The sequence below is a fragment of the uncultured Veillonella sp. genome, from assembly GCF_963522475.1.
Classification (GTDB): domain Bacteria; phylum Bacillota; class Negativicutes; order Veillonellales; family Veillonellaceae; genus Veillonella.
The window spans coordinates 26,220-50,941 of the sequence record NZ_CAUQYW010000004.1 but is presented as its reverse complement, the minus strand read 5'-3'; the positions used below and the strand labels follow the sequence as shown (position 1 = coordinate 50,941).

31 protein-coding genes are annotated in these 24,722 nt (G+C 35.3%); 30 read left to right on the top strand and 1 reads right to left on the bottom strand.

The features are described from left to right. Position 1: 1 nt before the first annotated feature. The 9 genes from RWP19_RS03495 (at position 2) to RWP19_RS03455 (ending at position 7,464) form a co-directional block, all read left to right on the top strand. The gene (locus RWP19_RS03495; RefSeq protein WP_314356486.1) at positions 2-793 is read left to right on the top strand and encodes an RNA methyltransferase; all 792 of its coding nucleotides are present in this window, start codon (positions 2-4) and stop codon (positions 791-793) included. A 188-nt stretch (positions 794-981) separates the two neighbouring features. Continuing rightward, positions 982-1,836: a ChbG/HpnK family deacetylase gene (locus RWP19_RS03490; protein WP_314356485.1), complete on the top strand. Its 855-nt coding sequence runs from the start codon at positions 982-984 to the stop codon at positions 1,834-1,836. Then, the gene (locus tag RWP19_RS03485; RefSeq protein WP_314356484.1) at positions 1,833-2,825 is read left to right on the top strand and encodes a lysylphosphatidylglycerol synthase transmembrane domain-containing protein; all 993 of its coding nucleotides are present in this window, start codon (positions 1,833-1,835) and stop codon (positions 2,823-2,825) included. Before RWP19_RS03490 ends, RWP19_RS03485 begins: the two co-directional genes overlap by 4 nt. 15 nt (positions 2,826-2,840) lie before the next feature. After that, on the top strand, positions 2,841-3,290 hold the full coding sequence (locus RWP19_RS03480; RefSeq protein WP_295208657.1) for an ACT domain-containing protein: 450 nt from the start codon (positions 2,841-2,843) through the stop codon (positions 3,288-3,290). Positions 3,291-3,314: 24 nt separating this feature from the next. Further along, on the top strand, positions 3,315-4,604 hold the full coding sequence (locus tag RWP19_RS03475) for a homoserine dehydrogenase (RefSeq protein ID WP_295257674.1): 1,290 nt from the start codon (positions 3,315-3,317) through the stop codon (positions 4,602-4,604). 3 nt (positions 4,605-4,607) lie between these two features. Next, positions 4,608-5,522: a homoserine kinase gene (gene thrB / locus RWP19_RS03470; protein ID WP_314356483.1), complete on the top strand. Its 915-nt coding sequence runs from the start codon at positions 4,608-4,610 to the stop codon at positions 5,520-5,522. A gap of 55 nt (positions 5,523-5,577) precedes the next feature. Further along, positions 5,578-6,453, top strand: coding sequence for a zinc metalloprotease HtpX (gene htpX / locus RWP19_RS03465; protein WP_314356482.1), 876 nt, complete (start codon positions 5,578-5,580; stop codon positions 6,451-6,453). Between the two features lie 22 nt (positions 6,454-6,475). Then, on the top strand, positions 6,476-6,883 hold the full coding sequence (gene ndk / locus RWP19_RS03460) for a nucleoside-diphosphate kinase (protein ID WP_314356481.1): 408 nt from the start codon (positions 6,476-6,478) through the stop codon (positions 6,881-6,883). Between the two features lie 65 nt (positions 6,884-6,948). Next, positions 6,949-7,464 carry a cob(I)yrinic acid a,c-diamide adenosyltransferase gene (locus tag RWP19_RS03455; protein ID WP_314356480.1) on the top strand — a complete coding sequence of 172 codons (516 nt, stop codon included), beginning with the start codon at positions 6,949-6,951 and terminating at the stop codon, positions 7,462-7,464. Between the two features lie 47 nt (positions 7,465-7,511). Here the strand turns inward: RWP19_RS03455 and RWP19_RS03450 are convergent, their stop codons facing one another. Next, positions 7,512-7,847 (bottom strand): hypothetical protein, encoded by a 336-nt coding sequence (locus RWP19_RS03450; RefSeq protein WP_005386666.1) that lies wholly within the window; start codon positions 7,845-7,847, stop codon positions 7,512-7,514. 63 nt (positions 7,848-7,910) lie between these two features. Here RWP19_RS03450 and cobU point away from each other — a divergent pair, with 63 nt between their 5' ends. The 21 genes from cobU to RWP19_RS03345 all read left to right on the top strand — a co-directional run bounded on the left by cobU (position 7,911) and on the right by RWP19_RS03345 (position 24,434). Continuing rightward, positions 7,911-8,489: a bifunctional adenosylcobinamide kinase/adenosylcobinamide-phosphate guanylyltransferase gene (gene cobU / locus RWP19_RS03445; protein WP_024066073.1), complete on the top strand. Its 579-nt coding sequence runs from the start codon at positions 7,911-7,913 to the stop codon at positions 8,487-8,489. Then, the gene (locus RWP19_RS03440; RefSeq protein WP_314356479.1) at positions 8,482-9,999 is read left to right on the top strand and encodes a cobyric acid synthase; all 1,518 of its coding nucleotides are present in this window, start codon (positions 8,482-8,484) and stop codon (positions 9,997-9,999) included. The genes cobU and RWP19_RS03440 overlap by 8 nt, the downstream gene beginning before the upstream one ends. An 11-nt stretch (positions 10,000-10,010) precedes the next feature. Beyond that, a complete protein-coding gene (cbiB, locus tag RWP19_RS03435; RefSeq protein ID WP_314356478.1) occupies positions 10,011-11,003 on the top strand; it encodes an adenosylcobinamide-phosphate synthase CbiB in 993 nt (330 codons plus the stop codon). Further along, positions 11,003-11,896, top strand: coding sequence for an adenosylcobinamide-GDP ribazoletransferase (gene cobS, locus RWP19_RS03430; protein WP_295208633.1), 894 nt, complete (start codon positions 11,003-11,005; stop codon positions 11,894-11,896). Before cbiB ends, cobS begins: the two co-directional genes overlap by 1 nt. Before the next feature lie 65 nt (positions 11,897-11,961). Continuing rightward, entirely contained in the window at positions 11,962-12,846 is an 885-nt protein-coding gene (locus RWP19_RS03425; protein WP_314356477.1) for a GHMP kinase, read from the top strand. A 24-nt stretch (positions 12,847-12,870) separates the two neighbouring features. Beyond that, the gene (locus tag RWP19_RS03420; RefSeq protein ID WP_314356475.1) at positions 12,871-14,001 is read left to right on the top strand and encodes a threonine-phosphate decarboxylase; all 1,131 of its coding nucleotides are present in this window, start codon (positions 12,871-12,873) and stop codon (positions 13,999-14,001) included. A gap of 7 nt (positions 14,002-14,008) precedes the next feature. Next, a complete protein-coding gene (gene cobC, locus RWP19_RS03415; protein ID WP_314356474.1) occupies positions 14,009-14,647 on the top strand; it encodes an alpha-ribazole phosphatase in 639 nt (212 codons plus the stop codon). Then, positions 14,647-15,345 carry a pseudouridine synthase gene (locus RWP19_RS03410; protein ID WP_314356473.1) on the top strand — a complete coding sequence of 233 codons (699 nt, stop codon included), beginning with the start codon at positions 14,647-14,649 and terminating at the stop codon, positions 15,343-15,345. Before cobC ends, RWP19_RS03410 begins: the two co-directional genes overlap by 1 nt. A gap of 70 nt (positions 15,346-15,415) precedes the next feature. Continuing rightward, positions 15,416-16,489 carry a Xaa-Pro peptidase family protein gene (locus tag RWP19_RS03405; protein WP_314356472.1) on the top strand — a complete coding sequence of 358 codons (1,074 nt, stop codon included), beginning with the start codon at positions 15,416-15,418 and terminating at the stop codon, positions 16,487-16,489. A gap of 15 nt (positions 16,490-16,504) precedes the next feature. Beyond that, complete coding sequence (efp, locus tag RWP19_RS03400; RefSeq protein WP_004695799.1) at positions 16,505-17,062, top strand: elongation factor P; 558 nt, start codon at positions 16,505-16,507, stop codon at positions 17,060-17,062. A gap of 136 nt (positions 17,063-17,198) precedes the next feature. Further along, on the top strand, positions 17,199-17,579 hold the full coding sequence (locus RWP19_RS03395; protein ID WP_295208619.1) for an Asp23/Gls24 family envelope stress response protein: 381 nt from the start codon (positions 17,199-17,201) through the stop codon (positions 17,577-17,579). 12 nt (positions 17,580-17,591) lie between these two features. Beyond that, positions 17,592-17,987 carry an Asp23/Gls24 family envelope stress response protein gene (locus RWP19_RS03390; RefSeq protein ID WP_295257655.1) on the top strand — a complete coding sequence of 132 codons (396 nt, stop codon included), beginning with the start codon at positions 17,592-17,594 and terminating at the stop codon, positions 17,985-17,987. After that, entirely contained in the window at positions 17,977-18,381 is a 405-nt protein-coding gene (nusB, locus tag RWP19_RS03385) for a transcription antitermination factor NusB (RefSeq protein WP_314356471.1), read from the top strand. The genes RWP19_RS03390 and nusB overlap by 11 nt, the downstream gene beginning before the upstream one ends. Continuing rightward, entirely contained in the window at positions 18,381-19,334 is a 954-nt protein-coding gene (locus RWP19_RS03380; RefSeq protein ID WP_314356470.1) for a metallohydrolase, read from the top strand. The genes nusB and RWP19_RS03380 overlap by 1 nt, the downstream gene beginning before the upstream one ends. A gap of 2 nt (positions 19,335-19,336) precedes the next feature. Further along, positions 19,337-20,560: an exodeoxyribonuclease VII large subunit gene (xseA, locus tag RWP19_RS03375; protein ID WP_314356469.1), complete on the top strand. Its 1,224-nt coding sequence runs from the start codon at positions 19,337-19,339 to the stop codon at positions 20,558-20,560. Next, positions 20,535-20,741, top strand: coding sequence for an exodeoxyribonuclease VII small subunit (gene xseB / locus RWP19_RS03370; RefSeq protein ID WP_314356468.1), 207 nt, complete (start codon positions 20,535-20,537; stop codon positions 20,739-20,741). The genes xseA and xseB overlap by 26 nt, the downstream gene beginning before the upstream one ends. 9 nt (positions 20,742-20,750) lie before the next feature. After that, positions 20,751-21,629 carry a farnesyl diphosphate synthase gene (locus RWP19_RS03365; RefSeq protein WP_314356467.1) on the top strand — a complete coding sequence of 293 codons (879 nt, stop codon included), beginning with the start codon at positions 20,751-20,753 and terminating at the stop codon, positions 21,627-21,629. Positions 21,630-21,657: 28 nt separating this feature from the next. Then, the gene (locus RWP19_RS03360) at positions 21,658-22,137 is read left to right on the top strand and encodes a divergent PAP2 family protein (RefSeq protein WP_295257644.1); all 480 of its coding nucleotides are present in this window, start codon (positions 21,658-21,660) and stop codon (positions 22,135-22,137) included. Beyond that, positions 22,134-22,937: a TlyA family RNA methyltransferase gene (locus RWP19_RS03355; protein WP_314356466.1), complete on the top strand. Its 804-nt coding sequence runs from the start codon at positions 22,134-22,136 to the stop codon at positions 22,935-22,937. Before RWP19_RS03360 ends, RWP19_RS03355 begins: the two co-directional genes overlap by 4 nt. A 9-nt stretch (positions 22,938-22,946) precedes the next feature. Continuing rightward, complete coding sequence (locus RWP19_RS03350; protein ID WP_314356465.1) at positions 22,947-23,831, top strand: NAD(+)/NADH kinase; 885 nt, start codon at positions 22,947-22,949, stop codon at positions 23,829-23,831. A gap of 81 nt (positions 23,832-23,912) precedes the next feature. After that, on the top strand, positions 23,913-24,434 hold the full coding sequence (locus tag RWP19_RS03345; protein WP_314356464.1) for a class I SAM-dependent methyltransferase: 522 nt from the start codon (positions 23,913-23,915) through the stop codon (positions 24,432-24,434). Positions 24,435-24,722: the final 288 nt, after the last annotated feature.

Here is a 24,722-nt window from a genome sequence, read left to right as displayed (position 1 = left end):
TATGGAATTTATCCAATCTAAAGATAATAAGACTATTAAGCGTATAGTCTCTCTAGGGCAACGTAAAAATCGTAATAAATATGGTGAATATATTGTAGAAGGAATTCGTTCCATCCGTGATATTTCATATAATGGCGTAATAAAAACTATTGTTATGCGTGAATCTAAATGTAAAGATAAACAAATAGAAAAATTATTATCCTTAGAATCGATGCAATCTATACCTGCTTATATCGCTCAAGATCCTATATTTGATAAAATTGATAATACCGTACATGGACAAGGTATTATTGCCATAGTATCTAAACCAAAGCATAGTATTGAATCTATCTCTATTGAAGATGGCGTGTATATTACATTAGATGGCGTACAAGACCCTGGTAACCTAGGTACGATTATACGTACAGCTGTAGCGGCAGGTGTGAAGGGTATATTGTTAATGAAAGGTACAGTAGATCCCTTTAATGATAAGACTGTACGTAGTACGATGAGTGCATTACATAAAATACCAGTCTATGAGGATGTAACATTATCTATGCTTAATGATCTTATTGCAGAATCTAATATGACTACCTATGTAACAACTTTAGATAATTCAAGACCTTATCATACCATTACGTATGACAAACGATGTATGTTGATTTTGGGAAATGAAGGCAATGGTGTTACACCTGAAGTTATGGACCTCTGTAAGCATCGTATTATGATTCCTATGTATGGTGATATAGAATCATTAAATGTAAGTGTAGCAGCAGCCTTATGTATGTATAAAGCTCAAGAACAACTAATGTGATAGTCAAAATATATGTAAGTTAAATTACGTATTTATGATAAAAATTTATAAGCATATCGAAAGTCCTCTACTAGTATACAAGTAGAGGGCTTTTGTATTGATTTTATAGTTCTGTATTTGGTACAATAACATATATCCTTTGTGGGAGAACAAAGTTCTCCCTTTTTTTGATGAAAAGGAAGTAAACTATGTCCAAATTAATAGTAAATGCCGACGATTTTGGTCTTCATAGTGCGGTTAATGCTGCAGTCATTGATGGCCATCGTACAGGTATCATTACGAGTACCTCTCTATTAGCGGGAGGCGAAGCTTTTGCAGAAGCTATAAGTATGGCAAAAAATAACCCTAAGTTGGGCATTGGTATTCATATCGCCTTAGTAGGTGGACTAAAACCGGTATGTAATCCATCTGAAGTACCTTCGTTACTCACATCTGAAGGCGTCTTTCCAGAAACATATATCGATTTTATGAAACGAATTTATACTGGAAAGATTAACTATAGTGAATTGCGCAAAGAAATTCACGCTCAAATAGAACGGATCATGGAGTCCGGTTTGCACGTAACGCATATTGATGGTCATCAACATATGCATGTATTACCAACGGTATTACCAATCGTTATTGAGCAAGCGAAACACTATGGTATTAATGCAATACGTATTCCAGATGAATCCTCTTTATTTGTCAATTATATGTATTCCCCAGTGCGATTACTCGGCAAGGTTGGTTTATCAACTGTAGCTGCAAAGGCAAGACCTACAGTACGAGATAATGGAATGTATTCCACACAATATTTTTGGGGTATGGTAAATGGGGGACACATTAACCAGAAAACTGTAATGGGGATTTTAAAATCCGTATCCAAAAAATCTGGTGTCCATGAATTAATGATTCATCCAGGTTTAAATAATACAATTCTTGGAAATCAATATAAATGGGGTTATCATTGGGAGGATGAATTACAAGCGGTTTGTTCAAACCATACACATTTGTATATTAGACAAAATAATATTGAGCTAATTAATTATGGAGACTTGATATGAGTAAAATGATGAAGAGAGGCATTTTTATGTTTCTCTTACTATTGGCTGTGTCAATTGGTATCATTTACTACACTATTGATTTAGATGCATTAAAAACGATTTCATCATTTAATTATATTTCTTTATTGCTAGCTGTAGGTGCTTTAGCAGCAGGTATGTATTTTGATGGACTACGGTTACAAAGACTTGTAAAAATTGGAGGTTACAAGTTATCTATCAAGGCTGTACTTCGCGTAATCTTTAGTAATTATTTTATGGCTATGTTAACCCCAGGTGCAAGTGGAGGGGCAGTTGCACAAGTATTAGTATTACGGAGTTATGGCGTTCCTATGTCTAGAGGCACACCTATCGTGTTAATACGTACCGTTTTTTCTATTATGTTTCTTGTTATCATGCTACCTTTTGTCTTCTTACGAGATGCTATTGAGATTCCGTATATTTCACGAGATATGCTATTAATTTTTGCTGTATTAGCCGTTATTGCAACGCTTTTAGGTACATATATTTTACAGACTAAATATATGCGTCAATTTGTATATAATTTAGCACAACGGTTTAAAGCACATAAAACAAGAGATTGGCTCTCTAAGTTAGAAACATTGAATCAAGGTTTAGGTTTATTATATAAACAACCAATTCAGTCTTTGATAGTATTTATTGAATCTGGTTTAAGTTTATTATGCTTATATTGTATTGCACCAGCATTAATGTATGCTTTTACATCAGATATCGCTATCATTGATATATTAGATAGAATGATTTTATTAAATTTAATTTTATATTTTGCACCAACACCAGGGGGAACAGGGATTGCAGAAGGACTATTTGTGGTATTGTTTAGTACCTTTGTACCTAATGGAACTGTTGGGCTTGTAGCTGTAGCGTGGCGTGTTATAGCAGAATATTTGCCATTTTTTATCGGTATGTATGCAGTGTTAACCTTATATGGGCGCCAATTTGTGGCCCAAGAAACTTCAAAAGAACAATAAGGGAGTGTGTGTTCTATGACTAAACAAAAAAAAGATAAGTTTTATCTGGTACAAGAGGATATTTTACCTGAAGCTATAAAAAAGACAATTAAGGTAAAAGAAATTTTAAAATTAGGTGAAGTTAAAACTATTAATGAAGCAGTGGAAAAAATGGATTTAAGTCGTTCTGCGTATTATAAGTACAAAGATTATGTATTCCCTTTTTTTGAAATTGCTCAAGGCAAAATAGTTAGTATTTATGTTTCCATGTCTAATGAGTCAGGTATGTTATCTAGCGTGCTCAAAGCAATTGCAGAACGTAATGGTAGTATTTTAACAATCAATCAAGATATTCCTTTACAAGGTATTGCCAATAGTAGTATTTCATTTGAAACAAAAGATCTACAAGGTTCATTGGAAGATTTATTATTGGATATTCGCTCCATGAAGGGCATTATTAAAGTAGAAATTTTAGGCCAAGCATAGGCTAATTAAGAGAGTAGGACAATTATGACCACTATAAAAATTGCGTTATTAGGTTTTGGTACTGTTGCACAAGGTACATTTAATTTGTTACAAGACAATGCTGAGTTAATTAGAAATCGTACAGGTGTTAATGTTGAGATTTCTAAGATTTTTGTACGTAATCCTAATAAATATAGCCATATTACGTTGCCTGAAACAGCTCAATATGTAACTGATATTGATGAAGTATTAAAAGATGATTCCATTCAAATGGTTGTAGAATTAATGGGTGGCACAACTTTTGCTAAAGATTGTGTAGAAGGTGCGTTAAAGGCTAAGAAAAATGTCGTAACTGCAAATAAAGACTTATTAGCAGAATCTGGTCCATATTTATTAGACTTAGCTAGTAAAAACGGCGTAGATTTACGCTTTGAAGCATCTGTATTAGGTGGTATTCCAATCATTCGTACATTATACGAGTCCTTAGCAGGTAACCGTATTACTGAACTCATTGGTATTATGAATGGTACAACAAATTTTATTTTAACGAAAATGTCTGAAGAAGGTCTTAGTTATCAAGATGTATTAAAAGAAGCTCAAGACCTTGGCTATGCAGAGGCGGATCCTACAGCTGACGTTGAAGGTCTAGATGCAGCACGTAAATTAGCTATCCTAGCGTCTATTAGTTTTAATCGTCGTATCTTCTTTGAAGACGTATCTGTAGAAGGTATTACGAGCATAGATACAGAAGATATAAAATTCGGTAAGGAGTTTGGCTACAATATTAAGTTATTAGGTATTGCTAAAGAAACTAGCCAAGGCTTATCTTTAAACGTATACCCTGCATTTATTCCTACAACACATCCTTTAGCATCTGTTCGTGGCTCTTATAATGCTATTTATGTTAAAGGTAATGGTATTGATGATGTCATGTTATATGGTCGTGGTGCAGGTAGCTTGCCTACAGGTAGCTCTGTAGTGTCCGATATCATGGAAGTAGCTAAAAATGTTTCGTACAACGAAACTGGTCGATTGAAACCATTCTATTATGATCAAAAAAATATCTATTCTCCTGGTAAAATCCAATCTAGCTACTATTTGCGTTTAGAAGTAGATAATAAAACAGGAGTATTAGCCAAAATTTCTGCTAAATTGGCAGAGCAAAAGATTTCTGTTTTATCCATCGTTCAACGAAATATGGACCCGGAAACAGCTGTTCTTGCAATTGTTACTTCTAAATGCCCTAGATCTTATATTTTAAATCTTATCGATTCCTTTAACAGCTTGCGTTCTGTTAAGGCTGTTAATAGTATCATTCGTATAATGGAAGCTTAAACTATGAATACTATTCGCGTACAAGTACCAGCCACTAGTGCTAACTGTGGACCTGGTTTTGATTGCTTAGGTTTGGCACTCAATCTATACAACATTTTTAGCTTTACACCTGATGTAAAAGCTACAGAATACACCTATACTTTTGAAGGTTTTGGCGCAGACATTTTACGTGCTGAAGATCCTAAAAAGAATCTTATTGGATTTGCCATGGATCAAGTTTTTGCTACAGCACAAGAGCCTATTCAATACGGACACATTACTTCAGAAACTTTAATTCCACCATCTCGTGGACTTGGTAGCAGTAGTACAGCTATTGTAGGTGGTCTTTTATTAGCCAATGCATTAGTTAAACAGCCCCTTAATAAAGAAGAATTGTTGGTTATTGCAAACCGTATGGAAGGACATCCTGACAATGTAGCACCTGCTATTTTTGGTAATTTATGCTGTGCTACGGGTTTAAAAACAAAAGTACTTAATACAGTCATCTCTGTTCCATCGGAATTGCATTTTGCTGTAGTAGTACCTGAAGTTATGGTTTCAACAGAATATGCTCGTTCTGTTTTACCTAATCATGTACCATTTAAAGAAGCAGTCCAAAATGTGAGTCATGCATCTTTATTTGTAACAAGTTTAATTACACATCAATTAAGTAATTTATCTGTTGCATTGGATGATAATTTACATGTTCCGTATCGCAAAACATTAATACCTTATTGTGATGCAGCCTTTGAGGCCGCCAAAGCTACCGGAGCCTATGGCGCTACTATCAGTGGATCTGGTTCTACTTTAATCGCCTATGTTGATAAAGCCCACGTACAAGCTGTAGCAGACGCTATGGGTGCTGTATTTACATCTAATGGAATTGAAAATAGAACATATTGCTTAGAAGCCGATAGTACAGGAGCATCAATTATTTAGTTTGTGGTATAATTATAGCGTTAGGCATAGTCTATAACTATAATTGGAGGAAACTATGAACAATATAAAAACAACGCTTTTATTAGCGACTTTGACGGCCATTTTAGTGGTCTTAGGTGATATGATTGGCGGTAGAAGTGGTATGATGATTATGTTCGTTATATCCATGGGCATGAATTTTATGTCCTATTGGTATAGCGACAAAATCGTTTTAGCACAATATGATGCACAACAAGTTACTGCACAATCTAACCCAAAATTATATGGTATGGTAGAACGTTTGGCTAAGAATGGTAAGTTACCAATGCCAAAAGTGTATATCATTCCAAGTGATGTACCTAATGCATTTGCAACAGGCAGAAATCCGAGTCATGCAGCAGTTGCTGTTACAGAAGGTATTCAACGACTATTAACAGATGACGAGCTAGAAGGTGTTCTAGGACATGAATTAACCCATGTTAAGCATCGTGATACATTGATCAGTACTATTGCTGCCATGATGGCAGGCGCAATTTCTATGATTGCCTATGTGCTTCAATTCTCAGCTATATTTGGTCGTTCAGATGACCGTGAAGGCTCTAACCCGTTAGAGTTAATAGGTGCCATAATTATTGCTCCTATCGCAGCAGGTCTTATTCAGATGAGCATTTCTCGTGCCAGAGAATTCTTAGCGGATGAAGGTGGTGGAGACATGTGTCGTAACCCACTAGCCTTAGCTTCTGCTCTTGCTAAAATCGATTACTATTCTAAACATGGTGCATTACCGAATGCAAGTAATGCAACAGCCCATATGTTTATTATTAATCCTATGATGGGTATTGGTGAAAGCTTGAGTAATCTTTTTAGTACACATCCTCGTACAGAAGAACGTATTGAAAAGCTAAAAAAACAAGCAATGAATCCTAAATATAAAGAGAAAGCATTATTTTAATTAATATCTACAGGAGGATATCATGCAAGAAACATTAGTTTTAATAAAACCAGATGCAGTTAAGCGTCAATTAAGTGGTGAAATTATTAGCCGTTATGAACGTAAAGGTCTTGTCATTAGAGCGTTAAAACTTTTACAAGTACCTCGTGAATTAGCGGAAGAGCATTATGCTGAACACAAAGAAAAACCATTCTTCGGTGAATTAGTTGATTTCATCACATCTGGTCCAGTTCTTGCTTTCGTATTGGCCGGAGACAATGCCATCGTATCCGTACGTGCTTTAAACGGTGCCACAAATCCTGTAGATGCTGCCCCTGGTAGTATTCGTGGTGACTATGCTTTAACAATGGATGCAAACGTAGTACATGCTTCTGATTCTCCAGAGGCTGCTGCTCGTGAAATTCATCTTTGGTTCCCAGAATACAAATAATCTCAATGTTGAAATTATGTAGCTTTTCTTTCTACATTTATGTATATCTATAGGAGGTAATACATATGGCAAGTAGTGTATACACAAAAACAGGTGATGTTGGTACAACTGGTTTATATACTGGTGAACGAGTACCTAAATCCTCTTTACGCGTAGAAGCTTATGGTACAATTGATGAATTGCAAGCATTTTTAGGCTTGGCTCGTTCCTATGCAGAAAATTCACGCGTTGCTACTGAATTATATGATATTGAACGCAACTTGTGGACTTTAATGGCCGATATTGCAAGTCTAAATACTGCTCCAGTGATTACAGAACAACATGTTAAACATTTAGAAAAGGTTATTGATCGCTTTGATGAAAAGCTTGAACCATTATCTAATTTTGTGATTCCTGGTGAAAAACAATCTTCAGCGTACTTACATGTAGCGAGAACGATTACCCGACGTGCGGAACGTGATTTATGGCGCGTATTAGATGCTGGTGAAAGCGTTCACGAATCTAATTTGAAATATTTAAACCGTCTATCCGATCTTTGCTTTATTATGTGTCGTGTAGAAGAGGAAATTGGAGCCGAATAAACAAAAAAAGCTATGTATTTTACATAGCTTTTTGCTCGTTATAGACCTTATTGTGAAATCGTTTGGTTTAAAACATCATGAGGACTTGGATAGTAGAAGAAAATATGAGGAATTTCATAGCGGAATTTTTCTCTCAATAAATCAGAAAGTGTTGTTTCGAAGTTTATAATCTTATCAGCTCCGAAATCAAAATCTTCTACTAAAACCAACAACTGTGGTTCTACTTGAGGTGCATTTTCTGGTAACGCTTCAGGCGGTAGTGGAACATTTACTACTACACGTGCAGTGCCAATATATTTACCTTGTCCATCGTCAATGGCAACACGATAGGTATTATCCCATAAAGTAGCCATCATTTTTAGTTTCATATTCATAATTTCCATAGTATCGCTCCTTTGTTATACTTATAATGATACTGAAATTATAAATTCTTGTATAGGTGCATTATGAAATCCCAAATTATATTGTGTTCCGGTGGGGCACGAAGTGGAAAAAGTGAATTTGCAGAACGTTTAGCTCTTGCTACAGAAGGTCGAAAAGCTTATGTAGCAACAGGACAAGCTTTTGATGATGAAATGGTTGATCGTATAAAGAAACATCAAGAGCGACGTGGTAATATATGGACGAATTTTGAAATACCACTATATTTGGCCGAAGAGTGGCAACATATTAGCAGTGTAGCGGATGTAATACTCATAGACTGTTTAACCATGTTTACAACAAATCATATGATGGCACATGGGTCAATTCAAGGCCAACAAGATGCAAATCGGTTAGAAGATACGGTACTTTCAGAATTAGAAGCATTATTAAATCTAATCAAAGTAAGTGATGATAAAATAGTTATATTTGTAACTAATGAAATTGGTCTTGGTATTGTACCAGATAATAAGCTAGCCAGATATTTTAGAGATATTGCAGGCCGCGTCAATCGAACAGTAGCAACTGAGGCTGACAAATTATACTTAACGATTAGTGGTGTTACCATTGAATTAAAATCTCAGGAGGTTCATATAAATGGCTAAGAAAATTATGTTCCAAGGAACAAGTTCCAATGTAGGCAAAAGTATTTTATGTACTGCATTATGCCGTATTTTTTATAGAAGAGGTTTTAAAACTGTTCCCTTTAAAGCTCAAAATATGGCCCTCAATTCTTATGTAACAAAATGGGGCGATGAAATTGGTCGTGCTCAAGTAGCGCAAGCTGAGGCTGCTGGCATAGATCCAATTGTACAAATGAACCCTGTGTTATTAAAGCCTACAGGTAATCAATCTTCTCAAGTTGTATTGATGGGTAAACCTGTGGGCGTTTATAGTGCTAAAGAATACCATACAAAATATTCCTTAACAGCTCTAGATAAGGTAAAAGAATCTATCGATTTCTTAGATTCCAATTTCGATATGATGGTTATTGAAGGTGCAGGTAGTCCTGCAGAAGTGAATCTCAAGGCTAATGATATCGTAAATATGCGCATTGCTAAGATGACGAAAGCACCTGTATATCTCATCGCTGATATCGATCGTGGTGGTGCTATTGCATCTATTGTGGGTACATTAGAATTGCTTGAACCAGAAGAACGAAATCTTATTAAAGGTATTGTTATCAATAAATTTCGTGGAGATATCAAACTTCTTGAACCAGCCTTAACTTTTATTGAAGAAAAAACAGGTAAAAAAGTAGTAGGTGTCATCCCAGCTATTGAAAATCTTGATATTGATGAAGAAGACTCTGTGGCACTAGAAAACAAACGTAATAGTGGTGCTAAAGAAATTCAAGTTGTAGTTATGCAGACACCTAAAATTTCTAACTTTACGGACTTCGATGCATTAAATTATGAACCAGATGTATCTGTTCGATTTGTTGGGCCTGGAGATATTATTGGCAAGCCGGACTTGATTATTCTACCTGGCTCTAAGAATACATTAGCGGATCTTACATATCTTCGTGATTCAGGCTTTGCTGATGAAATAAAAAAACTTGCTGACCAAAGTACGCCTGTTATCGGTGTATGTGGGGGCAATCAAATGTTAGGCAAAACAATATATGATCCGCATCATATGGAAGGAGATATTGAAGAAATTGAAGGTCTTGGGTTGGTAGATTCCTCTACAACTATGAAGGACCAAAAAACTACACACCAAGTACAGTTTAATGTATCTAATCTACAGTTTTTAAAAGGTACTTTCACAGGTGAAAATTTAGTAGGCTATGAAATCCATATGGGTGATACTACACCATTAGTAGATACAGTAAGCCGTTGTTTTACAATTACTAGCCGTAGTGAAGAAGCAGTACATGTAGTCGATGGATTTATTGATGGCAATCATCAAGTCATGGGGACATACATTCACGGTGTATTCGACAATGATGATTTTAGACGCTTTATTATTAATCAATTGCGTAAACGTAAGGGGTTAGAACCATTAGACGTAGTATTCCGCTATTTTGAACACAAAAATGCGGCGTATAATCGCTTAGCAGATATTGTGGAGGAACACTTAGATATGGATTATATTATGTCTACCTTGGGGTAATAGGGGAATATATGGAACATTTAACAGTATTGCATTGGTTTACAAAGTATAGCTTTATATGTATACCAATCTTAGCATTTATATTAGATTTACTCATTGGCGATCCCAATAGTAAATACCATCCTGTAGCCATTATTGGCCGTATTATATCTTTTTTTGAGGCCGTTCTCTATAAAGATACTGATAATGACACAAAAAAACTATGGTACGGTGGTATAGCAGTAGGTTTAATCCTTGTTTCTGTATATATTATTGTATCTTTGATTCTATGGCTTGGTGGTGTAGTTGATGAATGGGTAGAATACGCTTTTGAAGTAATTATTCTATATATTGCTATATCTCCACGATCATTAGCTGGTGCAGGCTTTACTATTAGCCAATTAATTAAGCAAGATAATATTAAAGAAGCTCGCAAGCGATTATCTTGGATTGTTGGTCGTGATACAGAAGAATTAGATGAAAGTGAAATTACACGAGCTGCTGTAGAAACAATTGCAGAGAATACAGTAGATGGAATTATTGCACCTTTATTTTTCTTTATCATTGGTGGTCCAATGGGTGCAATTATATATAGAACTGCAAATACTATGGATTCCATGCTGGGCTATAAAAATCAAAAGTATTTATACTTTGGTCGTGTGGCGGCACGTTTTGACGATGTCCTTAATTGGATCCCTGCGCGAATCACCTTTATATTATTGATTATCGCTGCATTCTTTTTACGGTATGATGCAAAAAAAGCCCTCCAAATAGGCTTGCGTGATGCTCATAAGCATCCTAGCCCTAATGGCGGTTATGCAGAAGCACCTGTTGCGGGTGCTTTACATATTCGTTTAGGTGGTTACAACCAATATTTCAAAAAAATGACCTTTCGTGAGTACATGGGGGATCCTATTGAAAAATTAAATCGTAACCATATTACACGTACAATTTATATGATGTATTTTACGACTATACTAATGGTAATTATTAGTACAGTCATTACTTATGGGATGAATGTATAATGACACCTTTCTTTATAGCTTTACAATTCTTAACACGTTTAAAAATCGTCAATCAAACAGAGTGGTCAATGGAGGATTTCGGAAAGTCCGTTGCAGCCTTTCCATATGTAGGCTTAGTTATCGGCCTTATCTTAGCATTACTATATGGAATATTATCACCTTTTATACCATTAGTGCCGCTGATGCTAATCATCGTTGTAGCGGAATTCTTAATCACGGGTGGACTCCATGCAGATGGTCTAATGGATACTAGTGATGGTCTATTTTCAGGACGAGAGAGAGAACGTAAGCTTGAAATTATGAAAGATAGTCGTATAGGATCTTTTGGTGTTGTTGCTTTTGTATTTGTTACACTTTTAAAATGGCAATTATTAACAGCAATTCCTACAGCAGAGTTTATTCCTATGGCACTGATTATGATGCCTTTAATGAGTCGTTGGTCCCTTGTATTGAGTATTCGATCGTATCCGTATGCGAGAAAAGAGGGAATGGGTGCTGCATTTGCTAATTTAGCACCTAAACATGTTATTACTTACAATACACTTTCAACCTTCTTTATGCCTATTGTAATCCTAATAATTGGCGTAATCTTATACACTTTTTTATATGGTGCATATGCTATCTTTTCTATAGCTGATGTAGGATATGTTGTAGGATTAGGTGTATTAGTGTATGCTACATTAGGTATTTTCCAAATCAATATCATTAGCATGATAATTACCTATATTATCAATCGTATACTCAATCGTTATATTGTTAAGCAACTAGGTGGTACTACAGGTGATACATATGGATTCGTTGTAGAAATTACAGAAGTGATTTTACTCTTTGTATATATCGTTATTTTATCCATATTATCTGCTACCGTTGCATCCAATACTACTATGTTTTAATCATCAGATTCCAATGGATTCTTTATAATAATTACTATTTCTATTTGATATGAAAGGAGTTTAATGTGACCTATTATGTAAGAGCCCCAGGTACATGTGGGGAATTTCTACAAGGTTCTATTAATGGCCAGTCATTCTTAGTGACCTGTCCTATTAATCGTTACTCCTACGCATTAAGTAATGTAGCACATCCATTTTCAAAACAGTATTGTGCATTACAACCGAAGTCTGCTAAGGCAAGACAATTAGTACAATATTTATCACAAAAAAAAAATAGAAACCAATCTTGTCCACCTGTATATGTACGATCTGATATTATACAAGGTAAAGGGATGGCATCAAGTTCTGCGGATATTTCTGTAACAGCTATGGCAACAGCGTTAGCTATGAATTATGATTTATCGCTAAAGGAATTGGAGCAAATTTGCTTAACTGTAGAGCCTACAGATGCTTCATTTTATCCAGGTGTAACTCAGTTTGATTATATTAAAGGAACCATTTCTCAATCACTAGGCATGTGTCCCCCATTAAAAATCCTTGTATTTGATGAAGGCGGTAGTATTGATACGATATCATTTAATCAACAAATACATTTACAAACTAAAATTTTAGAAAAAGAGTTGATTATACAAGAATCACTCGATTTATTTAAGCAAGGCTTGAATACACATGATATCAATTTAATTGGTCAAGCAGCTACATTGAGTGCTTTTGGTAATCAACGTATACTATATAAACCAAATTTATATGACTTTCACGATATAGGGAATTACTATAATAGTGTAGGCACAATCATAGCTCATAGCGGTACCATTATGGGGCTCTTATTCCCTGTAGATTATGGTCGCATCGATGATTGTAAACAAGAAATCATGCGTAAGTTACCTCAGCTATCCTATGTGGATACAGTAGAAACCACGAATGAAGGTTTAACCTATATTAAACGATAATATATTTAACAGAAAGAGAACCAAATGTCTAAGATACATGGGGGCAATATATTTCAGTTTGCCCATGAACAACAAATTGAACCATATCAGGTAATTGACTTTAGCGCCAATATTAATCCACTTGGACCTAGTCAAGGTGGATTGGATGCATTACATACTCAATTACGGTATATTTCTCACTACCCAGATGCTACAAATGACGATGTTTTAAATGCTATTGCCGATACGTATGGGATGGATAAACAACAAATTGTAGTTGGTAATGGTGCCGCTGAGTTATTATATGCTATTTGCCGTTTACCAGAATATACGGGTGCTTTTGTACCTGCACCGGGATTTTCTGAGTATAAAGAGGCTCTTGAAGCAAGTAAGATTCCTGTGCGTGATATTTTTTATCGATCTCGGGAAGATGATAATGGAAAACCTTATTTTGAAGTACCTTATTTGGCATTAGAAACCTTTGCTGCTGAATTAAAAGGTCAAGATGGTCGCATTATTGTATTTTTAGGCAATCCTAATAATCCAGATGGAACATTACTAGATAAAACACATATTCGTACTGTAGCGAGTATGTTGAAAGATGCCAATAGCTTGCTAGTTATAGATGAGTCATTTATTGACTTTGTTGGCAATGACCCATTACGAGATAATGAGCAATCTATGCGTTCGTTAGTCAATGAATTTGATAATGTCATTGTGGTTCATTCTTTCACAAAATTTTATGCTGTCCCAGGCCTTCGAATCGGTGCTGCTTTTGGTAATGAAAAACTAATTTGTCAACTACATCAATATATTCCTAGTTGGTCTGTAAATACATTAGCACAAGCATATACAGAGGCAGCTTTAAATGATGCAGATTATAGTAAAAGAACAAAACAAGAATTATGTGAAGAAAGAGCATTTATGTATGATGCATTACATGCTATAGAAGGAATTACCGTATATCCACCTTCCGCCAATTTTATGTTGTTCCAAATTAATCGTGAAGGCATTACAGCTAACACCATTAATGAAAATCTGAAGAAATATAATATGATCGTACGCAATTGTGATTCTTATGTAGGTCTCAATAATGACTGGGTTCGCATTGCTATTAAAGATCATGAAACTAATATCAAACTAGTAGAGAAACTAACAGATATTTTGAAAGTATAGGGAAATTATGAAAACATTATATATTGTGCGCCATGGTGAAACTGATTGGAATAAAATGGGGAAATATCAAGGCATTACAGACGTTCCTCTAAACGAGAATGGTCTAAATCAAGCTAAAGCATGTGGTGAGGCCCTTAAAGATATTACGTTTGACCGCATCTTATCTAGTGACTTGAGTAGAGCTTTAGTTACTGCCGAAACAATTCGAGGTGATCGCAATACACCTATCACAGTAGATAAACGATTACGAGAATTAAATTTCGGTGACTGGGAAGCTATGTTATTTTCAGAGATTGAAAAACGATGGCCAGGTTTAATTGATGAAATGTACTTACGACCTCATCTAGTTAAGGTACCAAATGGAGAAAGTTTCAAAGACTTGCAAGATCGTGCATGGACAGGTTTAGAAGAATTTCTCAATGTCAATGATGAAGAGGAAACACTTTTAATTGCATGTCATGGAGGAACTATTAGAACCTTATTATGCAAATTATTAGATATTTCTATTAGTCATTGTTGGAATTTTAGTCAAGGTAATACGGCTATTAACCGTATCTTCTACAATGGTATGGGTGAATATGATCATAATATCTTGAATTTGCTCAATGATACGGCTCATGTTGAGTTATTACAAGGACATGTATAATGCGACTTGATAAATTATTAGCCAATAAAGCCTATGGCAGTCGAAAAGAGGTTCATCAACTCATAAAGGATCAAAGGGTTCGTATTAATGGTAACATAGCAACAAAAAAAGATGTTCACCTTGATATTGAGTCTGATGAAATTACAGTTGATAATCAAATAGTTAATACTAAGCAGTATTACTATGTTAAATTTCATAAACCCAAAGGCTATGTTACTGCAGTGGAGGATGTAAACCATCCTGTTGTAATGGATCTATTGCCACCAGAATATATTAAAATGGGGGTAGTCCCTGTGGGGAGATTAGATAAGGATACCGAGGGACTACTATTACTTACCAATGATGGTGTTTGGGGACACTCCATTATCAATGGAAATAAACATGTATCCAAGGTTTATTATGTAGAATTCGAAGGTGAATTAACCGAAGAAGGAATTCAACGTATAAAAGAGGGGATTATTCTAGGCGATGGGACACATTGTAAGCCCGCTTTAATTGATGTTATATCCTCGAAATCCGTGCATATTACAATTGAAGAAGGCAAATATCATCAAGTGAAACGTATGATTGGTGCTGCTGGTGGCACCGTGACATATTTAAAGCGTCTAACCATAGGTCATATAGACTTAACCGGTATCGAAGAGGTTGGTTCTGTACAGGACTTGACCTTAGTTGATATAGAGGCTTTCAAAAAATAGCATAAAATTCTATTCAATATAGGTATTTTATGGTAAGATTAATTGTACTTTATAGACTAGGAGCATGATTATGAATGGATTAAATCTGCTACAACAGTATATTAAAGAGCAAGAATTAACAGGCGTCATTTTGATAAGCCCTATAAATTTACATTATTTTGCTGGTTTTACCGGTACAACAGGCTTTGCTATTATTACACAAGATAAGGCCTTTATGATTACCGATTTTAGATATACTGAACAAGCTACAAAACAATGTGAAGGGTATATAGTCATTCAATATGCGTCCTCTGTTATGGGTACTCTTGTAGACATATTCAATGAGCATCATATTCACGAAGGTTTATTTGGAATCGAAGGCAAACAAATGCCTGTTGATACGTATGAAACGTTATGTGATACATTGGATGAACGCTTTAATTTTACATCTATCAATTTTGCTAAACTACGTGCGGTTAAGCGTGAAGACGAATTAGAGTTATTGCGTAAAGCTGCTAAAATTGGTGATGATGCTTTTGCTGCGTTGATACCACAACTAAAAGTAGGAATGACAGAAAATGAAGCGCGCATTATATTAGAGTCAGAAATGTTAAAACGTGGATCAGAGGAACCTTCCTTTGCGACCATTGTTGCATCGGGTAATCGGTCTAGTATGCCTCATGGTGTAGCCAGTGATAAGGTCATCGAAGCTGGTGATTTTGTCACCTTTGACTTTGGTGCAGTATATAAGGGTTATCATTCCGATATGACTAGAACTATTGTAATGGGGCCTGCCTCTGAATTACAAAAGAAGTTATATAGTATAGTTTTAGAAGCACAAAAACGTGGCGTAACTGCAGTTCGAGCTGGTATAACTGGCAAAGAACTTGATGCAGTTTGTCGTGATTATATTAAAGAACATGGATATACCAAGGAATTTAATCATGGTACTGGTCATGGCATAGGTCTTGAGATACACGAAGAACCAGTGGCCAATACTAAATCCGATACGGTATTTGCAGAAAATATGATCATTACGGTAGAGCCTGGCATTTATATTACAGGTACTATCGGATTGAGAATAGAGGATAGTGTCATCGTCAAATCTGACGGCTATGAGGTGTTGACACATAGTCCAAAAGAGTTAATTGAAATAGGTATTTAGAAGGAGAAGAGTTAGATGATTTCCAGTAATGATTTTCGTCCAGGTGTAACCGTTGAAATCGACGGTAATGTATGGCAAGTAGTTGATTTCCAACACGTTAAACCAGGTAAAGGTGCTGCATTCGTACGTACTAAAATGAAAAATTTACAAACTGGTTCTGTAGTAGAGCGTACATTCAATGCAGGTGAAAAAGTGCCTAAAGCACATGTTGATCGTCGTCGTATGCAATATTTATACGAGTCTGACGGCTCTTATACATTCATGGATAACGAAACTTATGATCAAGTTGAACTTACCCTTGAACAATTAGGCGATGCTAAAAACTTCCTTCTAGAAAATATGGAAGTATCCATCATGTTCTTCCAAGGTATCGTAATCGGTATCGATTTACCTGTAGCTGTTGAACTTCGCGTAGTTGAAACAGATCCTGGTATCCGTGGGGATACTGCTACTGGTGGTAACAAACCAGCTGTTTTAGAAACAGGCTACACTGTAAAAGTACCTCTCTTCATTGAAGTAGATGATGTACTTCGTATTGATACTCGTACAGGTCAATACATTGAACGTGCCTAATACTTATTGATATGTATTGGGGCTAGATCTTTTTATGGAATCTTATTCCCCATATATCCTAACATTTGCACTGTAAGCACTTGTCATCTATGTAATTATATATAGGGACAAGTGCTTTTTTTTGAAAGAGGCCAGTATGACCAAGAAAAATACTGAACTAGAGTCTGGTAAAATTAAGATAAATGAAGATGTATATGCTACGATTGTGACTATGGCAGCACTCGAAACAAAGGGTATACATCATATGAGTTCCACCTTTAATGATGGTGTTAATACCTTCTTTAGACGCAAATCTGATCATGAAGGTGTCAAGATATCATTTAATGATGAAGGTGCTATTTCTGTAACATTATATGTTTGTATTCAGTATGGATACCGTATTCCTGATGTAGCATTACGTTTACAAGAACGCATAAAAACAGCTTTAGTTTCTTATACAGAAATTGAAGTGCAAACTATTGATATAGTGGTACAAGACATTATTTTTGATGACTTAGTAACACCATCACAGCCTTAGGAGGGTATCTATATGAGTTCAGACAATCAATTAAACTATGGATTAGATATGGATACCATTGATATTGCAGACTCTGTCATCATCGATGTAGCTACTAAAACGTTAGCTACGATTCCCGGTATTCATTCTCTAAGCCCGCGCTTTTACGATGAATTAGTAGAGGGCATTACACATGCCTTTGGTCAACGTAGTTTACCAGGTATCAATGTTAAACATCGTAAAGGTTTTATTGAAATCAATATTTATATTAAAGCCTTGTATGGATACAATCTTATTGAATTATCCAAACAATTGCAGTTAGAAATCAAACAAACCTTAAAGAATATGCTTGATCTTAATCATGTTAAGGTTGATGTTCATATTGAAGGTATTGTTAAAGAAAAGGAGCCAACTCCACATGGTAATTAAGCGAAATCGACGTGAAGCACGTCAATACGCATTTCAAATGTTATATGCTAATGAATTTCATGTAGACCAAAATGATGTTCAATTTCCAGAAGGACATATGCATAAATCTATGGATAAGGCCTATGCAAATAATATTATAAATGGTGTATTATCCGCTTCTAAAATTATAGATGCAGGATTACAGCCATTTTGTAAATCACGTAAAGTTGAAAACTTAGACAAGGTTGATCGTGCTATTTTACGTATTGCTCTATGGGAAATGACAAATGAAGATGAACCTTTAGAACCATCTATAGCTATTAATGAAGCTATTCAATTAGCTAAAAATTTTGGTTCTGATTCTTCCTATAAATTAATAAATGCAATTCTAGATGCATATAATAAGAGTAAATAATGAAACGATTTTACTTAGGCATTGATACTAGTTGCTACACTACAAGTTGTGCCATTATAGATAGCGACTTTCAAATAGTTGGGGAAGCCCGCAAAATATTAGAGGTCAAACAGGGTGAGCGAGGACTACAACAATCAAATATGGTCTTTCAACATACAAAGGCATTGCCTAAGTTGATATCTGAATTGCCACAACTACCAATTAGTGGTATCGGTGTTAGTGGTTTTCCTAGACGTGAGGAAAATTCCTATATGCCAGCCTTTATAGTAGGGCTAGGGCATGGTCAATCTTTAAGTCATGTGATGAATGTACCTTTACAAGTTTTTGCACATCAAGAAAATCATATTTTAGCTGCCCTTCGAGAATTAAAAACAATTCCTAAAGATCCATTTTTAGCACTTCATTTATCAGGTGGTACTACGGAGCTTGTATATTGTCATTATAAAGGAGAAGGCATATTTGAGTCTCACATTATTGGCGGCTCTAAGGATTTACAAGGCGGTCAATATGTAGATCGTATTGGTGTTGCAATGGGTTTGCCATTTCCTGCAGGTAAGCATCTTGAGGCATTAGCATTACAAACTACAGAATATGAACCATTACCATCTTCTGTAAAAGAAGGTTGGATAAGCTTTGCAGGGCCATGTAGTGCAGCTATGCGACGTATTAGTGACTCTATAAATGATATAGAAAAGTCTAATTTGGCAAGAGCTGTATTCACTTCTATAGGCAATGCATTAGAAAAAATGATTAGTTATCATTTAAAACATAAATCTGTTAAAACATTAATTGCCGTAGGTGGTGTAATGAGCAATAGTATACTTCGTCATCGAATGGAGCATTATTGTATGCGTAATCACATTACATTACACGTGGCACAACCACAATTTTCTGTTGATAATGCCACTGGCAATGCTTTTGGCGCCGCTTTTTTAGAGGAAATTAGAGGATAATCGTGAATGTATTAACCATTACACAATTAAACAATCTTATAAAGCGCACCTTAGACCGTGAATATCTACTTAAGAATCTTTATGTTAGCGGCACTATTATTAACGCAAAGCGTCATAGTAGTGGTCATATGTATTTCTCTTTAAAAGATGAAGAATCCGCTATTGATGTTACCATGTGGTCTAGTACAGTTATGCAAAAAGGACTGGCTAATGCCATTCAAAATGGATTATTAGTCACTGTGAAAGCATCTGTTAATTTTTACAATAAAATGGGGCGTTTAAATCTCATTGCATCGGATATGCAAATAGGGTCTAAAAGCCCATTACAGCTCGAATTTGATGCGTTAAAACGAGAGTTAACGGCGCTAGGATACTTTGATGACAGCCACAAACAAAGTCTTCCGTACATGGCAAGTTGCATAGGGATTGTTACATCTCAATCCGGCGCTGTATTACATGATATTTTACATGTCAGCGAAAGACGAAACCCATTAGTTCAATTTAAATTGTTCTCTGTTCCTGTCCAAGGTAATACAGCAGGACCTATTATAGCTAAGGGAATAGCAGCGGCTGATGCCGACTCAGAGGTAGACCTTATCATCGTTGGTCGTGGTGGTGGATCTATGGAGGATTTATGGTGTTTCAATGATAGAGCAGTTGTAGAGGCTATTTATACTGCTAATACACCAGTTATCTCAGCAGTAGGTCATGAAACAGATTATACCTTATGTGATTATGTAGCAGATGCTCGTGGAGCAACGCCAAGTCACGCTGCAGAAATGGCTGTACTTCCTATCATTACACTACAAGATCAATTAACAGAAAAAGAAGAATACCTACACGAGTTTATACGTTATACATTACAGCAGAAACGTACAGATTTAACATTGCTCTTTAATCGTAGATTAGGTATTCCAGCTCTACAATTTTTAAATAAACAGAAAACGCATTTACAAGAGCTTTCACAATCATTAACTAATGCTACAAAAGAACGATGCAATACAGAGAAACATAGTTTAGCATTATTAGCTCAACAATTAGAATCTCTTAATCCATTACAAATGATGGTAAAAGGGTTTGCAAAGGTTGAACATAATGATAAACCTATAACGTCTGTTACTCATTTACATCCAAAGGATGATATACGAGTTACACTTGCTGATGGTTATGTGAATGCTACGGTAAAGGAGGCGCACAAAGATGGCCGCATCACTAAAAAATTATGAAAAGAAATATAAAGCCTTAGAGGATATTGTGAAACAATTAGACGATGGTGATATGACCATCTCTGAACTCTTAACTCAATATAAAAAGGGCTTAACATTAGTAAAAGAATGTGCAGAAATGCTCGATTCAGTTGAAAATGAAGTTCAACGAATTATCGAAGAAGTCCGCATCAGCGAATAAGGAGATTCTATGTTCAAAGACTATTTAGCGTCTAGCAAACAAACTATTGAACAATGGTTAAGTCAAGTATTAACAAGCCCTAATCAAGAATTTAAACCACTATATGAATCCATGAATTATAGCTTAATGCAAGGTGGCAAACGAATTAGACCTATCTTGTCAAAAGCTGTACTAGAAATGCTTCATAAAAATCCTGCCGATTATAAAGAATTTCTATGTGCTATGGAGTGTATTCATACCTATTCATTAGTACATGATGATTTACCAGCTATGGACAATGATGATTATCGTCGCGGTAATTTAACTAATCATAAAGTATATGGTGAAGGTATGGCCATTCTAGCCGGTGATGGTTTATTAACCTATGCTTTTCAGTTAATGACTAAGAATAAAACTGCTACGCCTCAACAAAAAATAGATGCTATTCAATGCGTAGCTGCTGCAGCAGGCCCTGAAGGTATGGTCGGTGGTCAAGCCTTTGATATGCTCAGTGAAGATAACCATATCCCACTAGAAGAGTTAAAAGTTTTACACAGTGGAAAAACAGGTGCATTATTTAATGCCTCTGTAGAACTTGGTTTGATTCTAGGGAGTGCAAATAGTGCGACTACATCAGCACTCATGAAGTATTCTAATTGTTTAGGATTATTATTCCAAATCACTGATGATATTTTAGATGTAACTGGAACAATTGAAGAATTAGGAAAGACTCCTGGTAGTGATATTCGCCAACATAAATCTACCTACGTATCCTTACTAGGTTTAGAGAGCGCTAAAAATCAAGCCACTTTAGTAGGACAACAAGCTCATGATGCATTAGACTCTGTTTCTTATGATACATCTATATTATCGGCTTTAATTGATTATCTTTTAGAACGTACTAATTAATTTATATTACCTGTAGAAGGTATAAATAATGATTGATATATTACCACAAATAGCACACAATTACATAGCGCAAGCCGCATTTTGGGGTTGGTTTACTGCTCAAGCTATCAAATTCGTATGGCAACTAGTTCGATATGGGAAATTCCGTCCTGAACGCCTTGTAGGTTCTGGAGGATTTCCTAGTTCTCATACATCCTTTGTAATCGCTACAACTACAGCCATATATCTTAAAAATGGGGTATCTGATCTCTTTATTCTATCCTTGGTATTCTCAATTGTAGTCATGTATGATGCCTCTGGCGTGCGTTTAGAAGCCGGTCGACAAGCTCAAATTCTAAATCAAATTGTAGACTATTTTACAAAGAAAAACATACCAGTTGTCATTACTCGTAAAGAGGCCTTAAAAGAGTTATTAGGACATACACCAATAGAGGTATTTGGAGGATTAATTCTCGGTATTTTAGTAGCAGGTATTCAATTTTATTATATTTATAATGGTGTGATATGAGCAGTAAAGAACGTTTAGACATACTTCTCGTTAATCGAGGACTTTTTGAAAGTAGAGAAAAAGCAAAGGCAGCAATAATGGCTGGCCAAATCTTTATGGATACAACACGTATTGATAAAGCGGGAACCAAAATTCCTATAGAGGCTAATATCGTAGTAAAGGGCAACACTTTACCTTATGTTAGCCGTGGTGGGCTAAAGTTAGAAAAAGCTATTCAAACGTATCCTATCGATTTACAAGATGCCGTTATGGTTGATATCGGCGCCAGCACAGGTGGTTTTACAGATTGTGCCTTGCAAAATGGCGCTGCTAAAGTATTCGCCATCGATGTAGGTTATAACCAACTCGCCTGGAAGTTACGCCAAGACCCACGTGTTATCAACATGGAAAAACAAAATATCCGCACTGTTACACCTGAGCAATTAGGAGAACTCGCAGATTTTATTTCTATAGATGTTGCTTTCATTTCTTTAGATAAAGTATTACCAGTAGCTACCACATTATTGAAAGATACAGGATCACTTGTAGCTTTGGTTAAGCCGCAATTTGAAGCGGGTAAAGAAAATGTTGGTAAAGGTGGTATTGTTAGAGATTCGGAAATCCATAAAGAAGTTTTACATCGTATCTTACATGTGGCTTATGATTGTGGATTGTATGTACACGGCTTAACTTTTTCACCAATTAAAGGTATGGAAGGTAATATTGAGTTTTTAGGTTATTTTAAAAAGTACGAAGAAGGGGCTTTAACCATTGATGATATTTTAATAGATACAGTGGTTGCAGAAGCTCATTCTTTATAGGAGATTGCTATGCGTATCGGATTCTTCCCTAATATGGGAAAAAGCAATATTATGGCAGTTCTAAAAATGGCTGCACATATTTGTAAAGATGAAGGTATCGAAGTATTTTTGCCAGATGATCTCGAATCAGATGCACCTGCACGAGTACTTAAGATTCCTACAACTCATATTTTAAGTCGTCCAGAAATCTTTAAACAAATTGATATTGCCTTTAGTTTTGGTGGTGATGGTACTATCATTCATCTGGCAAGACAAATTTATCCATATAATGTACCTGTTTGTGGTATTAACCTAGGTGAATTAGGCTTTTTAAATCAAATTGAAGTTCACCAAATGCAAAGTCATATTAAACGTATTGCGCAAGGGGATTACAATATTGAAAAACGTGGTCATCTATATGCTTACATTAATCGTAATGATGGACATGAAGAAGAACTCGTTCCCATTATCAATGAAATAGTTATCACCCGTGCTGAGCCAGCTAAAATGGCACGTATTAACATGTCTATAAATAACCAACATACGCAAATGTATCCGTCTGATGGCTTGATTATTTCTTCTGCAACTGGATCTACGGGGTATAATCTATCTGCAGGTGGTCCTATTATGAAACCTGACAATAGATCTATCATTGTTACACCTGTTGCGCCACACCTGATTCAAGGTGTTTCACTTGTATTGGAAGAGCATGATACAATACAAATTACTATGCCTGAACGTGAACCTCAATTACATATTTGTATAGACGGTACATTTGATTATACGTTTACCAATAAAGAAAAATTACATGTAAGCTCTAATCCAGTATATTGTTTATTTGTACGGTTTAAAGATCAATGTTTCTTTGGTACATTATTTAAAAAATTAGCCTCTCGTCGTGACGAGTTATTATAATAATAAAATCTCAAGTGGGGTGATTATGTGATTAACATTAACAATGCTGTTCAGTTTCAACATTTAGTCTGGGATCGAGTAATGAAACACGCTAGTGTTGTAGTAGATGCTACATGTGGTAACGGGCATGATTTATTATATTTAGCTAAACGAGCAGAGAAAGGCTGTCATTTATATGGCATCGATATTCAAATGACAGCTATTAATAATAGCCAAGAATTATTGCAATCGAACGATATAGCTAAAGATATTAGCCTAACATTTATTCATAACTCGCATGATCGTGCATTAGCTAATCAATTAAAAGATGAAGTTATCGATTTAATGATTTTTAACCTAGGATATTTACCTGGTAGTGATCATCATATTATAACTAAACCGTATCAAACTATTGATGCTATAAAGGAAGGTTTAAAAAATTTATCTAAATCTGGAATTATCACAATTATTTCTTATCCTGGAACTACAGAAGGGTTAGAAGAAATGCAGATGCTTAAATCGTTTTTATCAGATTTAGAACAGAGATTGTATAATGTATGTCATTGGCAGCCAATGAATCAAATAAATAATCCACCTGAGTTATTTATATTACAAAAACGTTAAAGCTAAATATATTTTTATTCATTATGAATAAAAGTCATAAGAAACGTGTAAAAGCCCCTTTAGAGGGGCTTTTATTTATACATGTATATAATTCTAATTTTAAATTATTAATTTCGTATAAATAGATGAAGCTTATAGGCTATGTGTTTATACGATATTAATATATAGAAAGTTAACAATATTTTAAATATTAATATAATATGCATAACTAGTATGAGATATGAGATTTATACCATATATTAATTATGAATATATGGTATAATAATATCAGAAAGATACTATTCTCTT

What these genes read in the sequence shown, in the direction of transcription:
- RWP19_RS03355 (WP_314356466.1), top strand. Translation starts at nt 22,134, where the DNA reads ATGAGCAGTAAAGAACGTTTAGACATACTTCTCGTTAATCGAGGACTT.
- RWP19_RS03480 (WP_295208657.1), top strand. Translation starts at nt 2,841, where the DNA reads ATGACTAAACAAAAAAAAGATAAGTTTTATCTGGTACAAGAGGATATT.
- cobU (WP_024066073.1), top strand. Translation starts at nt 7,911, where the DNA reads ATGAAATCCCAAATTATATTGTGTTCCGGTGGGGCACGAAGTGGAAAA.
- ndk (WP_314356481.1), top strand. Translation starts at nt 6,476, where the DNA reads ATGCAAGAAACATTAGTTTTAATAAAACCAGATGCAGTTAAGCGTCAA.
- xseB (WP_314356468.1), top strand. Translation starts at nt 20,535, where the DNA reads ATGGCCGCATCACTAAAAAATTATGAAAAGAAATATAAAGCCTTAGAG.
- RWP19_RS03350 (WP_314356465.1), top strand. Translation starts at nt 22,947, where the DNA reads ATGCGTATCGGATTCTTCCCTAATATGGGAAAAAGCAATATTATGGCA.
- htpX (WP_314356482.1), top strand. Translation starts at nt 5,578, where the DNA reads ATGAACAATATAAAAACAACGCTTTTATTAGCGACTTTGACGGCCATT.
- RWP19_RS03380 (WP_314356470.1), top strand. Translation starts at nt 18,381, where the DNA reads ATGAAACGATTTTACTTAGGCATTGATACTAGTTGCTACACTACAAGT.
- RWP19_RS03475 (WP_295257674.1), top strand. Translation starts at nt 3,315, where the DNA reads ATGACCACTATAAAAATTGCGTTATTAGGTTTTGGTACTGTTGCACAA.
- RWP19_RS03485 (WP_314356484.1), top strand. Translation starts at nt 1,833, where the DNA reads ATGAGTAAAATGATGAAGAGAGGCATTTTTATGTTTCTCTTACTATTG.
- RWP19_RS03410 (WP_314356473.1), top strand. Translation starts at nt 14,647, where the DNA reads ATGCGACTTGATAAATTATTAGCCAATAAAGCCTATGGCAGTCGAAAA.
- nusB (WP_314356471.1), top strand. Translation starts at nt 17,977, where the DNA reads ATGGTAATTAAGCGAAATCGACGTGAAGCACGTCAATACGCATTTCAA.
- RWP19_RS03390 (WP_295257655.1), top strand. Translation starts at nt 17,592, where the DNA reads ATGAGTTCAGACAATCAATTAAACTATGGATTAGATATGGATACCATT.
- RWP19_RS03455 (WP_314356480.1), top strand. Translation starts at nt 6,949, where the DNA reads ATGGCAAGTAGTGTATACACAAAAACAGGTGATGTTGGTACAACTGGT.
- RWP19_RS03395 (WP_295208619.1), top strand. Translation starts at nt 17,199, where the DNA reads ATGACCAAGAAAAATACTGAACTAGAGTCTGGTAAAATTAAGATAAAT.
- RWP19_RS03490 (WP_314356485.1), top strand. Translation starts at nt 982, where the DNA reads ATGTCCAAATTAATAGTAAATGCCGACGATTTTGGTCTTCATAGTGCG.
- RWP19_RS03360 (WP_295257644.1), top strand. Translation starts at nt 21,658, where the DNA reads ATGATTGATATATTACCACAAATAGCACACAATTACATAGCGCAAGCC.
- cbiB (WP_314356478.1), top strand. Translation starts at nt 10,011, where the DNA reads ATGGAACATTTAACAGTATTGCATTGGTTTACAAAGTATAGCTTTATA.
- RWP19_RS03405 (WP_314356472.1), top strand. Translation starts at nt 15,416, where the DNA reads ATGAATGGATTAAATCTGCTACAACAGTATATTAAAGAGCAAGAATTA.
- efp (WP_004695799.1), top strand. Translation starts at nt 16,505, where the DNA reads ATGATTTCCAGTAATGATTTTCGTCCAGGTGTAACCGTTGAAATCGAC.
- thrB (WP_314356483.1), top strand. Translation starts at nt 4,608, where the DNA reads ATGAATACTATTCGCGTACAAGTACCAGCCACTAGTGCTAACTGTGGA.
- RWP19_RS03345 (WP_314356464.1), top strand. Translation starts at nt 23,913, where the DNA reads ATGAAACACGCTAGTGTTGTAGTAGATGCTACATGTGGTAACGGGCAT.
- RWP19_RS03495 (WP_314356486.1), top strand. Translation starts at nt 2, where the DNA reads ATGGAATTTATCCAATCTAAAGATAATAAGACTATTAAGCGTATAGTC.
- RWP19_RS03420 (WP_314356475.1), top strand. Translation starts at nt 12,871, where the DNA reads ATGTCTAAGATACATGGGGGCAATATATTTCAGTTTGCCCATGAACAA.
- RWP19_RS03365 (WP_314356467.1), top strand. Translation starts at nt 20,751, where the DNA reads ATGTTCAAAGACTATTTAGCGTCTAGCAAACAAACTATTGAACAATGG.
- RWP19_RS03440 (WP_314356479.1), top strand. Translation starts at nt 8,482, where the DNA reads ATGGCTAAGAAAATTATGTTCCAAGGAACAAGTTCCAATGTAGGCAAA.
- cobS (WP_295208633.1), top strand. Translation starts at nt 11,003, where the DNA reads ATGACACCTTTCTTTATAGCTTTACAATTCTTAACACGTTTAAAAATC.
- cobC (WP_314356474.1), top strand. Translation starts at nt 14,009, where the DNA reads ATGAAAACATTATATATTGTGCGCCATGGTGAAACTGATTGGAATAAA.
- RWP19_RS03450 (WP_005386666.1), bottom strand. Translation starts at nt 7,847, where the DNA reads ATGGAAATTATGAATATGAAACTAAAAATGATGGCTACTTTATGGGAT.